Origin of the sequence: Pseudoxanthomonas sp. PXM02, from assembly GCF_014851805.1 — a bacterium.
In the GTDB taxonomy this organism is placed as follows: Bacteria; Pseudomonadota; Gammaproteobacteria; order Xanthomonadales; family Xanthomonadaceae; genus Pseudoxanthomonas_A.
The window spans coordinates 379,020-391,477 of record NZ_JACVAK010000002.1 but is presented as its reverse complement, the minus strand read 5'-3'; the positions used below and the strand labels follow the sequence as shown (position 1 = coordinate 391,477).

At 62.3% G+C, this 12,458-nt stretch carries 11 protein-coding genes and 1 riboswitch; of the genes, 5 read left to right on the top strand and 6 right to left on the bottom strand.

Annotated features, from left to right (window positions below; all coding sequences use genetic code 11):
• Nucleotides 1-16: 16 nt before the first annotated feature.
• Nucleotides 17-96, top strand: a riboswitch (S-adenosyl-L-homocysteine riboswitch).
• 33 nt (nt 97-129) lie between these two features.
• The 3 genes from ahcY (at nt 130) to IB225_RS10525 (ending at nt 3,190) form a co-directional block, all read left to right on the top strand.
• Nucleotides 130-1,572 (top strand): adenosylhomocysteinase, encoded by a 1,443-nt coding sequence (ahcY, locus tag IB225_RS10535; RefSeq protein WP_192311202.1) that lies wholly within the window; start codon nt 130-132, stop codon nt 1,570-1,572.
• Between the two features lie 89 nt (nt 1,573-1,661).
• On the top strand, nt 1,662-2,498 hold the full coding sequence (gene metF / locus IB225_RS10530) for a methylenetetrahydrofolate reductase [NAD(P)H] (protein ID WP_192311201.1): 837 nt from the start codon (nt 1,662-1,664) through the stop codon (nt 2,496-2,498).
• Nucleotides 2,499-2,599: 101 nt separating this feature from the next.
• On the top strand, nt 2,600-3,190 hold the full coding sequence (locus IB225_RS10525; protein ID WP_225583686.1) for a hypothetical protein: 591 nt from the start codon (nt 2,600-2,602) through the stop codon (nt 3,188-3,190).
• A gap of 15 nt (nt 3,191-3,205) precedes the next feature.
• Here the strand turns inward: IB225_RS10525 and IB225_RS10520 are convergent, their stop codons facing one another.
• From IB225_RS10520 to rimK, 5 genes are all read right to left on the bottom strand, one after another.
• Entirely contained in the window at nt 3,206-4,582 is a 1,377-nt protein-coding gene (locus tag IB225_RS10520) for a HAMP domain-containing sensor histidine kinase (protein ID WP_192311868.1), read from the bottom strand.
• Entirely contained in the window at nt 4,569-5,252 is a 684-nt protein-coding gene (locus IB225_RS10515) for a response regulator transcription factor (protein WP_093487792.1), read from the bottom strand. The genes IB225_RS10520 and IB225_RS10515 overlap by 14 nt, the downstream gene beginning before the upstream one ends.
• A 10-nt stretch (nt 5,253-5,262) precedes the next feature.
• On the bottom strand, nt 5,263-5,748 hold the full coding sequence (locus IB225_RS10510) for a hypothetical protein (RefSeq protein WP_192311200.1): 486 nt from the start codon (nt 5,746-5,748) through the stop codon (nt 5,263-5,265).
• Nucleotides 5,749-5,844: 96 nt separating this feature from the next.
• Nucleotides 5,845-6,318, bottom strand: coding sequence for a hypothetical protein (locus tag IB225_RS10505; RefSeq protein ID WP_225583684.1), 474 nt, complete (start codon nt 6,316-6,318; stop codon nt 5,845-5,847).
• Between the two features lie 289 nt (nt 6,319-6,607).
• On the bottom strand, nt 6,608-7,483 hold the full coding sequence (rimK, locus tag IB225_RS10500) for a 30S ribosomal protein S6--L-glutamate ligase (protein ID WP_192311199.1): 876 nt from the start codon (nt 7,481-7,483) through the stop codon (nt 6,608-6,610).
• A gap of 316 nt (nt 7,484-7,799) precedes the next feature.
• Between rimK and IB225_RS10495 the strand changes: the two genes are divergently transcribed.
• Together IB225_RS10495 and IB225_RS10490 are read left to right on the top strand one after the other, a co-directional pair.
• Nucleotides 7,800-9,593 (top strand): AAA family ATPase, encoded by a 1,794-nt coding sequence (locus tag IB225_RS10495; RefSeq protein ID WP_192311198.1) that lies wholly within the window; start codon nt 7,800-7,802, stop codon nt 9,591-9,593.
• 18 nt (nt 9,594-9,611) lie between these two features.
• Nucleotides 9,612-11,315 carry a UvrD-helicase domain-containing protein gene (locus tag IB225_RS10490; RefSeq protein WP_192311197.1) on the top strand — a complete coding sequence of 568 codons (1,704 nt, stop codon included), beginning with the start codon at nt 9,612-9,614 and terminating at the stop codon, nt 11,313-11,315.
• A 215-nt stretch (nt 11,316-11,530) separates the two neighbouring features.
• Here the strand turns inward: IB225_RS10490 and IB225_RS10485 are convergent, their stop codons facing one another.
• The gene (locus IB225_RS10485) at nt 11,531-12,265 is read right to left on the bottom strand and encodes a hypothetical protein (RefSeq protein ID WP_192311196.1); all 735 of its coding nucleotides are present in this window, start codon (nt 12,263-12,265) and stop codon (nt 11,531-11,533) included.
• Between the last annotated feature and the right edge of the window lie 193 nt (nt 12,266-12,458).

The window sequence follows — 12,458 nt, the reverse complement described above, 5'->3', positions numbered from 1 at the left end:
GATATAATGGCCGCCCTTCGCCGAGGGGCGCTGCGACCGTGACCATGGAGTCCGGCCAGGCTCGGTGGAATGAACCTGCAACGGCGCCCGGCTAACCTGCGACCAGATCGCACAGACCGGAGCAATGCCATGAACGCAGTACGCAAGTTTTCGACCGAGGGCGACTACAAGGTCGCTGATATCTCGCTGGCCGACTGGGGCCGCAAGGAACTGGACATCGCCGAGCACGAGATGCCGGGCCTGATGTCCATCCGCCGCAAGCATGCCGCCACCACGCCGCTGAAGGGCGTGCGCGTCACCGGCTCGCTGCACATGACGATCCAGACCGCCGTACTGATCGAGACACTGAAGGACATCGGCGCCGACGTGCGCTGGGCCTCCTGCAACATCTTCTCGACGCAGGACCACGCCGCCGCCGCGATCGCCGCCACCGGCACGCCGGTGTTTGCCTGGAAGGGCGAGACGCTGGAGGAGTACTGGGACTGCACGCTCGATGCGCTGTCCTTCCCCGACGGCAAGGGCGGCTTCTTGGGCCCGCAACTCGTCGTCGATGACGGCGGCGACGTGACACTGCTGATCCACAAGGGTTACGAGCTGGAACAGGGTGACGAAAGCTGGGTGAACTCAGCGTCCGGCAGCCACGAGGAACAGGTCATCAAGGACCTGCTCAAGCGCGTCGCCAAGGAACGTCCGGGCTACTGGACCAAGGTCGTCGCCGACTGGAAGGGTGTCTCGGAAGAGACCACCACCGGCGTGCACCGTCTCTACCAGCTGGCCGAACAGGGCAAGCTGCTGATCCCGGCGATCAACGTCAACGACTCGGTCACCAAATCCAAGTTCGACAACCTCTACGGCTGCCGCGAGTCGCTGGCTGACGGCCTCAAGCGCGCGCTCGACGTGATGCTGGCCGGCAAGGTCGCGGTGGTCTGCGGCTACGGCGACGTCGGCAAGGGTTCGGCGGCGTCGCTGCGTGCCTACGGTGCCCGCGTCATCGTCACCGAGATCGATCCTATCTGCGCGCTGCAGGCGGCGATGGAAGGCTATGAAGTCACGACCGTCGAGGACACCCTCGGCCGCGCCGACATCTATGTCACCACGACCGGCAACAAGGACATCATCACCCTCGCCCACATGAAGGCGATGAAGGACCAGGCGATCGTCTGCAACATCGGCCACTTCGACAACGAGATCCAGGTCGATGCGCTGTACGCGTCGGGCGCCACGCGCACCAACATCAAGCCGCAGGTCGACAAGTTCACCTTCGGCAACGGCAACGCGATCTTCCTGCTCGCCGAAGGCCGCCTGGTGAACCTGGGCTGCGCCACCGGCCACCCGAGCTTCGTGATGTCGAACTCGTTCTCGAACCAGACGCTGGCGCAGATCGACCTGTGGGCGAACAAGGACACATACGCGTCGAAGGTCTACATCCTGCCCAAGCAGCTCGACGAAGAGGTCGCGCGCCTGCACCTGGAGAAGATCGGCGTGAAGCTGACCTCGCTCACCAAGGAACAGGCCGACTACCTCGGCGTGTCGGTCGACGGCCCGTACAAGCCGGATCACTACCGCTACTGATCGTTGTGCATGGGACGGCGCGCGCCAGGCGCGCCGTCCTTTTGATCCACGGCAGGCGCGGGGATGCGCCTGCCTCTCGGGGCCCCTCCATGCCGATCCCGGTTTCGTTCGAGTTCTACCCGCCCAAGACCGATGAGCAGCGCGCGCAGCTCGACCGCACGGCGGACAAGCTGAAGGCGCATAAGCCCGAGTACGTCTCGTGCACGTTCGGTGCCGGCGGCTCGACACTTAGCTATACGTCCGAGACGGTCCGCCACCTCAACCAGCACCATGGTTTCGATGCTGCACCGCACCTGTCGTGCGTGGGTGGCAGCCGCGAGGAAATCCGCGAACTGCTGCGGTTGTACCGGGCGCTCGGCTGCAAGCGCATCGTCGCGCTGCGCGGCGACCTGCCCTCCGGCATGGGCCATCCGGGCGACCTGCGTTATGCCTCGGAACTGATCGAATTCATCCGCGCCGAGCACGGCGACACCTTCCATATCGAGGTCGGCGCCTACCCCGAGACGCATCCGCAGGCGGAGGACGCACTGACCGATCTGCGCCATTTCAAAACCAAGGTGGACGCCGGCGCCAGCGGGGCGATCACGCAGTATTTCTACAACCCGGACGCTTACTTCCACTTCGTCGACGCGGTGCGCAAGCTCGGCGTGGAAATCCCGATCATCCCCGGCATCATGCCGATCTCGAACTTCACGCAGTTGCGACGCTTCTCCGAAGCCTGCGGCGCGGAAATCCCGCGTTGGGTCGCCAAGCGCATGCAGGCGCTGGGCGATGACGCGGAGGCGATCCGTGATTTCGGTGCCGACGTGGTGGCCAACCTGTGCGATCGGCTCGTCGCCGGTGGGGCGCCCTCGCTGCACTTCTACACGCTCAACCTGGCCAAGCCGACCCAGACCGTGCTGGCGCGCCTGGGCTGGACTGACTGAACTGCCCCCCCCGCGCCGGTCATCCGACCGGCAGGTGAACAACAACGCCATTCCGTGCGCGCGTGCCATGACCGCATGCGCGTACCGGATTAGGCTTCGGCATGCGCTTCATTCCCCTCCTCGCCGCCTGCCTGCTCGCCTGTCCCAGCCTCCAACCCTCCGTTGCGCAGGCACAACAGCAAGGCGTCCAGCGCTGCACGACGATGTCGGGCGAGACGGTCTACACCGATAAGCGCTGCGAGGATGTCGGCGCCATGGATCGCCTGCCGTCGACCACCACCACGACGGCCACGGGCGCGCTGTATCGCGGCGGCTGTTCACGGACGCTCAGTGACCTGGTCATGCAGGTCTCGTCCGCCATCCAGGCACAGGACGTGAACCGCCTTGCCGGCGTCTATTACTGGGCGGGCACATCGGACGCTGGCGCGCTGCGCATCCTCGACCGGCTCGACGTGGTGGCACAGCGTCCGCTGGTCGATATCGTGCCGATCCGCCCCGCGCCTGCACCGGTGCTCGATGCCGAAGGACAGATCGTGGACGCCAATCAGGACGGCTACTACCCGCAGACCACTACCCAACGGCAGCGCCCGGTGGGCCTGCGCGTCGTGCAGACACTGAAGAACAGTGCCACGCCGGCTGACACGACCTTCGGTCTGCGCCGGGCTTACAACTGCTTCTGGATCACGCTGTAACTGCGTGTCGCACGCTCAAGCACCCTGTCCAGCGCCATTGCCCGGCTCCTCCGGTGCCGCGCTGCGATCCGGTGAGAAGCGTAGCGTCGCCACGACGCCTTTCGGCTCACCAGGGCGTACGCCCACCTGCCACCCATAGAGCGTGCAGAGACGACTGACGATCGACAGACCGATGCCGCCGCCCTGGGAGTGGCCGGCATGAGTGCCGCGATATCCGCGTTCAAAAAGGCGCGCCGCATCTTCCTTGCTCAAGCCTGGACCAGAGTCGACTACTTCCACCCCGTCCGGCAGCAGTCGCACGACCACCTCGCCTTCCTTCGTGTACTTCACCGCGTTGCCGATCAGGTTGCCCAGCGCCACGGACAATGCCGCTTCGGGCGAGTCCACCGTCACGCCACCCTCGCCTTCCACGCGCAGCACCAGCGGCTTGCCGCCCAACGTGGCGCGATGGGCGTCGAGCAACTGGTCGACAACGCGGGCGACATCGGTGTTGCCGTGGCCCCGCTCGTTGCGGGAAAGCAGCAACAACGCGCTGATCAGGTCCGTGCACTGCTGCTCGGCGCGCTGGATGCGCTGGATGCGCGTGCGGGTCTTCTCGTCCATGTCGGGCCGCGACAGCATCAGCTCGACCGAGCCGCGGATGATGGCCAGCGGGGTACGCAGTTCGTGGCTGACGTCGGCGTTGAACTCGCGATCACGCTGTACGACCTCGGTCAGCCGCCCGGAATAGTCATCCAGCGCCTTCGCCAATTCGCCGACTTCGTCCTGGGGAAAGTGCGGCGCAAGTGGCCTGGGGTTGCTACTGCCACGATAGGCGCGCAAGCGCGCAGCGAGCTCGGACACCGGACTCATTACACGTGAGGCCGACCACCACCCAATCAGCAGCGATACACCAGTAAACACCACCACCACACCGATCAACGCGCGGTTGAACTTGCTCTTCGCCTTTACCGACTCGGTCTTGTCATAGGCGAGGAAGAACCATGCGTCGGGGGTCTTCTGCACCGCCAACCAGTACGAGAAAGGCGAGCCTGCGTCGTCCTCGCCGCTGACAGTATGGATGCCGTTCGGGAGCTCATACCATTCAGGCCTCTCCTCACGCAGTTGCTCGAACTTGTCCGGAGCGAATGCGAAAGCACGCATCGTCTGGACGCGCAGGTCGCGCTCGCGGCCTCCGCTGGCCTCGTAACTCCGCTGGTACTCGGCAATATTCTGGCTGATCGCATCGACGATCAAGTCTTCTTCCACGCGATTGCGAACCCAGTTGGCCGAAAACGCGAGCAGCAGCGTCAGGCCGAAGCCCAACAGCACGAACGACAGGATGATGCGGGTGCGCAGCCGCCGCCGGAAGCGGCGGTGGCGGCGGGGTTTCGACGACTCAGTTGCTGGCATCGGGCGCGGCGATGCGGTATCCGATGCCGTGGCGCGTCTGGATGTAGGGCGAGTCGAACGGCTTGTCGACCACGGCACGCAGGCCGTGGATGTGCACGCGGAGCGAGTCCGAATCCGGCAGCTCTTCGCCCCACACACGCGTTTCGAGTTCCTGACGCGTCACCACGGCGGGCGATGCTTCCATCAACGCTTGCAGGATCTTGAGCGCGGTCGGATTGAGCTGCAGCAGCTTGCCCTGGCGACGCACTTCCAGCGTATCCAGGTTGTACTCCAGCTCGCCGACCTCCAGCACGCGCGTCTGCACGCCCTTGCCTCGGCGCGAAAGCGCATTCAGGCGCACTTCGACTTCCTGCAGCGCGAACGGCTTGATCAGGTAGTCGTCCGCGCCGGAGTCGAATCCGGCCAACTTGTTGTCCAGCGAATCGCGGGCCGTAAGCATCAGCACCGGCGTCTGCTTGCGCGCCTCGTTGCGCAGCTTGCGGCAGACCTCCAATCCGTCCATGCCGGGCAGGTTGAGGTCGAGCACAATCGCATCGAACTCATGCACGACCGCCAAGTGCAGGCCGGTCACACCATCGGCGGCAAAATCGACCGTGTGACCCCGCTCTTCAAGGTAGTCGCCGAGGTTGGCGGCGATGTCGCTGTTGTCTTCGATGACCAGAATTCGCATGTTTCAGATTTCATTCGATAATGGGGGAGCGGAAATTCTTGTCCATTTCGTTCTGCACTTCATCACGGTGGCGTCGACGCTCGGCCACCGTGATGCAATGGGTGATGGTCCGACGCGTACCCACGGGCTTCTCCCTCTTGCAGATGAGGCGACTATCCTCACCGGCACGAGTGAGGATGGCGTTAATCAGCTCCTGATCGTTCAACACGGTGACCCGCTGCTCTGCCGAAAGCCCATCCACCGTGCCATTGCCGCGCGCCAGCTGGCCAGACATCCGGCTCAATGCCTCCTTCACCTTGTTGGCGTCATGTGGATTGATCTCCACATACTTCTCGCCGCCAGCCAGGTCATTGAGGATCTTCTGCCGTTGCGCCTCGAAGGGAGACTGGACATCCAGCTTGCTGCTTGAGGCATCGCGCGTCGACAGGGAATCAATCTTGGCATGTGCCGCCGAAGAGGCGGCCAGCAGCACGCCCAGAACAATTGCCTTACGCATACTTGAATCTCCTTGTGTCTGGAAGAGCGCGATAGAAAGGTCGGCGAAGCAAATCCCGTGACATCGGAGCGCTGCGGCACGCCGCGGCGCCTCTCCTCAACTACCCTTGTTATACGTGCCCGACGGGTTGCGGCGCATGGCTTCCTGCGCCTCCTGGGCGTCGCGACGACGTTCGGCCACCGTCTTGCATTGTGTTGTGGTGCGCAGCGAGCCGATTTGAGCTTCGCGCCGGCATACCAGCCTGCTCTCGGCCGCGGCCTGCGACAGGATCTGGTTGATCGTGTTCTGCTCGTTCAGCAACTGCGTCTTCTGCTGAGGGTTAAGCGCGCCACCGTTTTCATTGATGACCGCAGCGAGCCTGGCCAGCGATTCCTTGACCGTGGCACGATCAGCCGAGGCGATCTCGGCATAGGTTTCACCGTCATCCAACTGCTTCTGGATCTGCTCGACCTGTTCGGGCAGCGGCTTATCAAGGTCGAGGGCCTGTGGCTTCTGGGCTTTGTCACGGGGCGCGGCGTCGGCAGCGAAGGCGAGTGCCATCAGTGCGACAAGGAGCAAGCGGAGCATCATTCGATCTTCCGTAGCGAGGGTTACCGAATTTATCCAGCGGGGAACGGGGCGGCAAGTGGCGTGCGCTTGGTGACGGCTGAAAAAACAAGGCCCAGGCGGGTGGTCGCCCGCCTGGGCCAAACTAATGCCCCGATTACCGTAATCCTGTGCTGTCCAGATGTATCCACCGGGAGGAACGCAGAGCTGCGGTCCGGCCAAGGCTACGCGGTTTTCGATTAAACGACCGTTAAAGGTCGCGTTAATTCCACGTGAAATACGTATCTGGGGTCACGATCAACTGCGGACCGCCCTATTCAGCCCGGGCCGCGAGGTATTCGATGATGCGGCCGGCCACGTCCACCCCGCAGACGCCCTCGATGCCCTCCAGTCCCGGGGTCGAATTCACCTCCAGGACCAGGGGCCCCCTTTGCGCCCGGATCAGGTCCACCCCCGCGATGCCCAGTCCCAGCACTCTGGCGGCCCGAATCGCTACGGCGCGCTCCTCTTCCGTGGCCACCGCATGCAGTGCAGTGCCACCCCGGTGGAGGTTGGAGCGGAAATCGCCCTCCGGAGCCTGGCGGCGCATCGATGCCACCACTTCGTCGCCCACCACGAAACAGCGCAGGTCCGCACCCTCAGCCTCACCGATGAACTCCTGCACCACGAAACTGGCATACAGACCGCGAAGGGCCTCGACCACGCTGCGCGACGCAGACGGCTTCTCGGTCAGGATCACGCCGGCACCCTGCGATCCCTCGTTCAACTTGATGACATGGGGCGGTGGCCCGAGCATCGACAGCAGGTCATTGGTGTCGTCGGGATTGTCGCCGAAGGCGGTCACCGGCAGGTCGATGCCCTGCGCCGCCAGCAACTGGTGCGCACGCAGTTTGTCTCGGGCGCGCAGGATGGCGTCGGACGGATTGGGGCTGTACGTCCCCATCAGCTCGAACTGTCGCAGCACGGCGGTGCCGTAGCGCGTGACCGACGCGCCGATACGCGGAACGACCGCGTCGTAACCGGCCAGCGACCGTCCCTTGTAATGCAGCTGGAATCCCGTCGACGCGATGCGCATGTAACAGCGCAGCGGATCCAGGACGCGGACCGTGTGGCCTCGCTGGCGCGCCGCTTCGACCAGACGACGCGTCGAGTACAGCTTGCCGTTGCGCGACAGGATGGCGAGCTTCATGGGGAGTCGGTCACGGGGAGGCGGACACAGCATGCCATGCCCGCCACGCGGGACGATGACAACACAAGGAAGGGATGGCGCGAGATGGAGCGGGTGATGGGAATCGAACCCATCATCCGCAACCTATTGAATTACAAAGGCTTAACCTCAGCAACCCAGCGGAAAACGATACCTCAAACGATACCTTGTTGAGAGGCGAAACGTAGCCTATGCCGACAGGCGACGGCAAGAGGACGGGCACACTGCGCATTGGCCTATCCTCTCCCATGAAGACGGCGGCAGGGGACTGCCGGGCGACTAGGGGCTAGGAGGCGCCATGCGCGTTGCACGTGTCCAAATCGAGAACTTCCGGGGTATCCGCAGCGCTACCCTTCACTTCGCCGGGACTACGGTCCTCCTCGGCGACAACAACACCGGCAAGTCCACCGTTTTCGAGGCAATCGAACTAGCCATTGGCGCTGATCGACTGGCCCGGCACCAGGTGATTGACGAGCACGACTTCTTCGGTGGCGCCTACCAAGCCACAGGCGACCAACCAGCGCCCAAAATCGTGATCGAGGTTGTAATCGCGGATCTGGACGCCGAGCACTGCCAGCGCTTCCGGGCAAACCTCGAATTTTGGCGTGAGGCAGATAAGCGGCTGTTGGAACCTGGCGAAGCTCGGCAAGTTGCCCAGGAGGGCGTCGTGCCCGCAATCCGCGTCCGATTTGAGGGTAAATACGATCCGGAAGGAGATGAGTTCGAAGCAAAAACCTGGTTTGCCGTGCCCAGGTCGGAGGATGGCACAGCTACGAGTGAATGCCGCTCCGGCGACAAGCGCGAATTCGGCTTCTTGCACCTGCGGGCCCTACGCACTGGTTCGCGTGCGCTGTCGATGGAACGCGGCTCGCTTCTCGACATCATCCTGAGAACCTACGAAGTCCGGACGAAGATGTGGGAGGGGCTGCTCGACAAGCTCCGTCCCCTGGATGTTGTCGGCGCCGAAGATGAGGAGTTCGGACGAATTCTCAATGCCATTCAGGAAGCCATGCGAGACATCGTGCCCGGAGAATGGGCACATGCTCCGCATCTGCGTGTTTCAGAGTTGACACGCGAGGATCTTAGGCGAGTGCTGAAATCATTCCTGGCAACGGGTGTCGAGGGTTACGCCGCCCCTTTTCAGCACCAGGGCTCCGGCACGATCAATGCCTTGGTTCTCTCGATGCTTGGTCTCATCGCAGAGCGCCGCCGGGGACGCGTGATCTTTGCCATGGAGGAGCCTGAGCTATCGCTGCCACCTCATGTCCAGCAACGTATTGTCGACAAGGTCCGGGGGCTTGCCTCACAGGCACTGTTCACTTCGCACTCGCCCTACGTGATCGAGCAGTTCGAGCCAGATCAAATGACGGTGATGCGACGAGATCCGACCGGTGTGATGTCTGCAACACCTGTCTCGCTCCCGGCCAATCTGAAATTGAAGCTCTTTCGCGACGGCTTCCGCACCCGCTTCTGTGAAGCACTACTCGCCCGCCGAGTCGTTGTTGTTGAAGGAAAGACGGAGTTCGTCGCATACAGCGCAGTCTCCCGGCGATTGGCCTTCCTCGCACCCGACGAGTTCAAGCGGCTTGACTCGCTCGGCTGGGTGCCTTTTGACGCTGGCGGCGAGACGAACGTAGCCTCATTCGCTGCGTTCTTCCGTCAGCTAGGAAAGACAGTCGCGACCATCTTCGATCAGCAGCTGGCAGGTGCACGCGCGGCGATCGCAGGGTCATGTGATCGGGCCTTCGAGCAACCCTATGCAGGTTTCGAGCATTTGCTAAGAGCAGAGGTTCAAACTGATATGCAGAGCTGGTTCGTCAAATGGCTAGTTGGCAACCAGGAGTGGCCCCATGCGCTGGCAGGCATTGTTCCCCCGGAAGGCAGTGCGAATGAGGCTTACATAGAGCCATTCATGACATTGATGCGCCATAAAAAGGGAGACGACTACCTGACACTGTTCTTTGATCAGTGTCAGGCTGGACATATGCCGGCCTCCATCGTTCACACCCTACGCAGCCTGCGCGAGATGGTTGAACGCCCGGCTGTGCATCCGGTTCTGCCCCTCCCCTTCATTGTGCCGCCGGTGGCATAGCGAACGGTAGGGAACGCAATGGCCATTGTTCTCTGCGATCAACGGCGGCGCCTTCTCGCGACTGAGGGGCATATCGCGGTGCGAGGTGGGGCCGGCTCAGGCAAAACCACCATTGCGCTCGCCAAGGCCTGCGAAGACTTGGCGGCCGGCCGATTAGGAAAGACGGGTAAGGCTCTGTTCGTCAGCTTCGCGCGCGCTACTGTGGCGCGTGTAGCTGAGCAAGCCACCGCATCGCTGCCGCGAGATCAACTAGCTCGCATCGAAATCAATACCTACCATGGCTTCGCTTGGTCGATCTTGCGAAGTCATGCATATCTGCTTGGCACACGCCCTGGGGTATCGCTACTTCTTCCAGCTCACGAGCGGTCGCGTCTAGCGGGCGTCCCGGAACAGAACCGCGCACACGAGCTACGGCGCCTGTTCGAAGAAGAAGGGCTGGTCGCGTTTGATCTTTTCCCAATCCTTCTCGCTGAGCTACTCGACCTGCTCCCCGTGGTTGCACGCGCCATTGGCGACGCCTATCCGGTGATCATTCTCGATGAGTTCCAGGACACGAACGCCGAGGAATGGGCAATGATTAATCGCATGGGACGGCATAGCACCCTGATCGCCCTTGGCGACCCCAAGCAGCGCATCTATGACTTCAAGGGCGCCGATCCAAGACGCTTCGATGATTTCATCGAATCTTTTCGGCCGTCGATCTTTGACTTTCAAAGCGAGAACAACCGTAGCGCAGGGACAGACATCACGCTATTCGCCGATGCAGTCATCAGCGGGAACTACCGAGCTGAACCCTATGCCGGAGTTTCCGTTGTGCGTTATGGCGGTCAAAGTCTCCACCCGCTGAAAGAGCGCGTCCTTCGCACCGCAGGGAGATATCGCCGCCGCCCTGAATGGTCAATCGCGGTGCTCGTTCCGACCAATAAACTCGCAGTCAACGTCTTTGATTACATGAGAAGGGAGGCCAATGGGCTACCGAGCTATCCGGTTGATATCGCAGTATCGATGGAAGGACCAATGCTTGCGGGCATGGTCATTGCGTTGCTGTTGGAACCACGAGTCGCGAATGGATCCGTCGGCGCTGACGTCTTGGAAGCAATGGCACTTTTGGAAACTGGTCGCAAGGAACGGGCATCTGCGACGGCAATCGAAACAGCTCGCAAGCTCCGGGACCGAGCCGCACGAGTCCGCCAACGCGGTGATGCAGGCTATGGCCAAGCAGTTGGAGCCGGCGTCCGCCAACTGATTTCTGAGGTCGAAGCTTTCGCGTTGAGCGGAGACCCATTCTCTGACTGGCTGTCCATTCGCAACCTTATGGCAGGTAACGCTAGGGCAGAAATTCAAGCAGTAGCCACAGAGGCGCGACACATGAGGCTATTGCGCCGCGGAACACAGATCGAGACTCGCCTAGCGGAGGCGTGGCGCGTTCATGGCTCTTACTTCAATGCAAGAGAACTCCTGCGCGCCGCTCTGGTGGAGGATCAATTCGCCGCTAGCTCACGAAATCAGCAAGGGGTCATCGTCATGACGATCCACAAGGCCAAGGGAAAGGAATTCGACGAAGTGCTTGTATTCGAGGATCTATACAATCGATATCTTCGCAATCATGGCGCAGACTCAGAGCGTTCAGCACGCTTCAATTTGCATGTTGCTGCGACGCGCGCGCGCTCGGCCGTTGCGATCTTGACGCCATCTAGGGACCCCTGCCGCCTGCTCCCATAAGGCCTCGACTCATCTACTTGACGGCTGGAACGAATGCCTTAACGTCTCTCCATCGGGTCATTCCCCGCGATCGCGGGGGTGTTCCCTCGTTCACCGCCGCAAGGCGGCTTAGAAGAAAGACGACCCGATGAGAGCCCCCGAAAGGGGGCTCTGCTTTTTCGAGGCTTTCACAGATGGAATGGGCGCCAGCCGCGTGATCAGGGCTAGACCTTCACCTATTCCTCTTCCCCAAACACCGCCGGATACAACACCGTGTTTCGCGAGGGCGAATATTGCGCTCCCGCCCGCACTGCTTCCAGCAGAGTCGCTTCTTCCCAACCCTGCCCTACAAGCTGGCGAATGATCTCGGGGGTGATGGCCACGACGTCTTCGCGGCCGAAGATCTGCTCGATGCGCTTGTCGGCAGACCGAACTCGCTCCAAGGTCTCGCGCAGCGTATCCAGCGGGTAGCCCGCAATGTAGCGGGAACCCACGCCGGGGTGATCGGTGCGGACGGCGAAGAAAGGCCCATTGAGTTCGAAGTCGCCATGCCAGAGGATCTTGATCTGGGTGGGCAGATCCTGGATGACCACCTCTTGCCGCTCCCCATGCCAAACCAAGCACAAGGCCTTGTCCTCCTCCGGGTCCAAGAGCCAAGCATCGCCGTCCTCGGTGGCGAAGAGAACAAACTGCCGAGACGCCAAGGCCTCTGGGCCCGTGGCCACGATCTTGCCCTTCCCTGCCAAGGCCGACTGAATGATCGCCTCGACTTCGGGCAAGAGTTGTCGAGAGCCCTTAATCTGCTCGGTTTCGGTTAGACACAGGCACACGTGGTGCCAGTGGTCGTAGCCGGCACTGCGGGCGACTCGGTTGAGCAGGTCGGCGTGCTTGCCGCCACCGTTGCGCTGAATACGTTTGGCCTGCTTTTTCAGGGCTTCGACCTGGGCAGGCGTGGTCTTGATGAAACGCATGACTGAACTCCTCGCTGTGGGCGGGGGCCAGGTGCTCACTGCCCGGATCCGCCACAGTGGGAAGATCAGACATGGTCAGGGTGAATGTCGTCCCGCGAGGGTTTGCCAAGGTGAGCAGCGGGCGCCGACCACGCCCGTGTCCAGATTAGCAAGCATCTGGGCGGCGTAGAAGGGGGAGCCAGCGCCGCCCCCC

Excerpts from the sequence above, each read along its gene's own strand:
- IB225_RS10490 (WP_192311197.1), top strand. The coding sequence starts at position 9,612 with ATGGCCATTGTTCTCTGCGATCAACGGCGGCGCCTTCTCGCGACTGAG.
- ahcY (WP_192311202.1), top strand. The coding sequence starts at position 130 with ATGAACGCAGTACGCAAGTTTTCGACCGAGGGCGACTACAAGGTCGCT.
- IB225_RS10495 (WP_192311198.1), top strand. The coding sequence starts at position 7,800 with ATGCGCGTTGCACGTGTCCAAATCGAGAACTTCCGGGGTATCCGCAGC.
- metF (WP_192311201.1), top strand. The coding sequence starts at position 1,662 with ATGCCGATCCCGGTTTCGTTCGAGTTCTACCCGCCCAAGACCGATGAG.
- IB225_RS10525 (WP_225583686.1), top strand. The coding sequence starts at position 2,600 with ATGCGCTTCATTCCCCTCCTCGCCGCCTGCCTGCTCGCCTGTCCCAGC.
- rimK (WP_192311199.1), bottom strand. The coding sequence starts at position 7,483 with ATGAAGCTCGCCATCCTGTCGCGCAACGGCAAGCTGTACTCGACGCGT.
- IB225_RS10485 (WP_192311196.1), bottom strand. The coding sequence starts at position 12,265 with ATGCGTTTCATCAAGACCACGCCTGCCCAGGTCGAAGCCCTGAAAAAG.
- IB225_RS10505 (WP_225583684.1), bottom strand. The coding sequence starts at position 6,318 with ATGATGCTCCGCTTGCTCCTTGTCGCACTGATGGCACTCGCCTTCGCT.
- IB225_RS10520 (WP_192311868.1), bottom strand. The coding sequence starts at position 4,582 with ATGCCAGCAACTGAGTCGTCGAAACCCCGCCGCCACCGCCGCTTCCGG.
- IB225_RS10510 (WP_192311200.1), bottom strand. The coding sequence starts at position 5,748 with ATGCGTAAGGCAATTGTTCTGGGCGTGCTGCTGGCCGCCTCTTCGGCG.
- IB225_RS10515 (WP_093487792.1), bottom strand. The coding sequence starts at position 5,252 with ATGCGAATTCTGGTCATCGAAGACAACAGCGACATCGCCGCCAACCTC.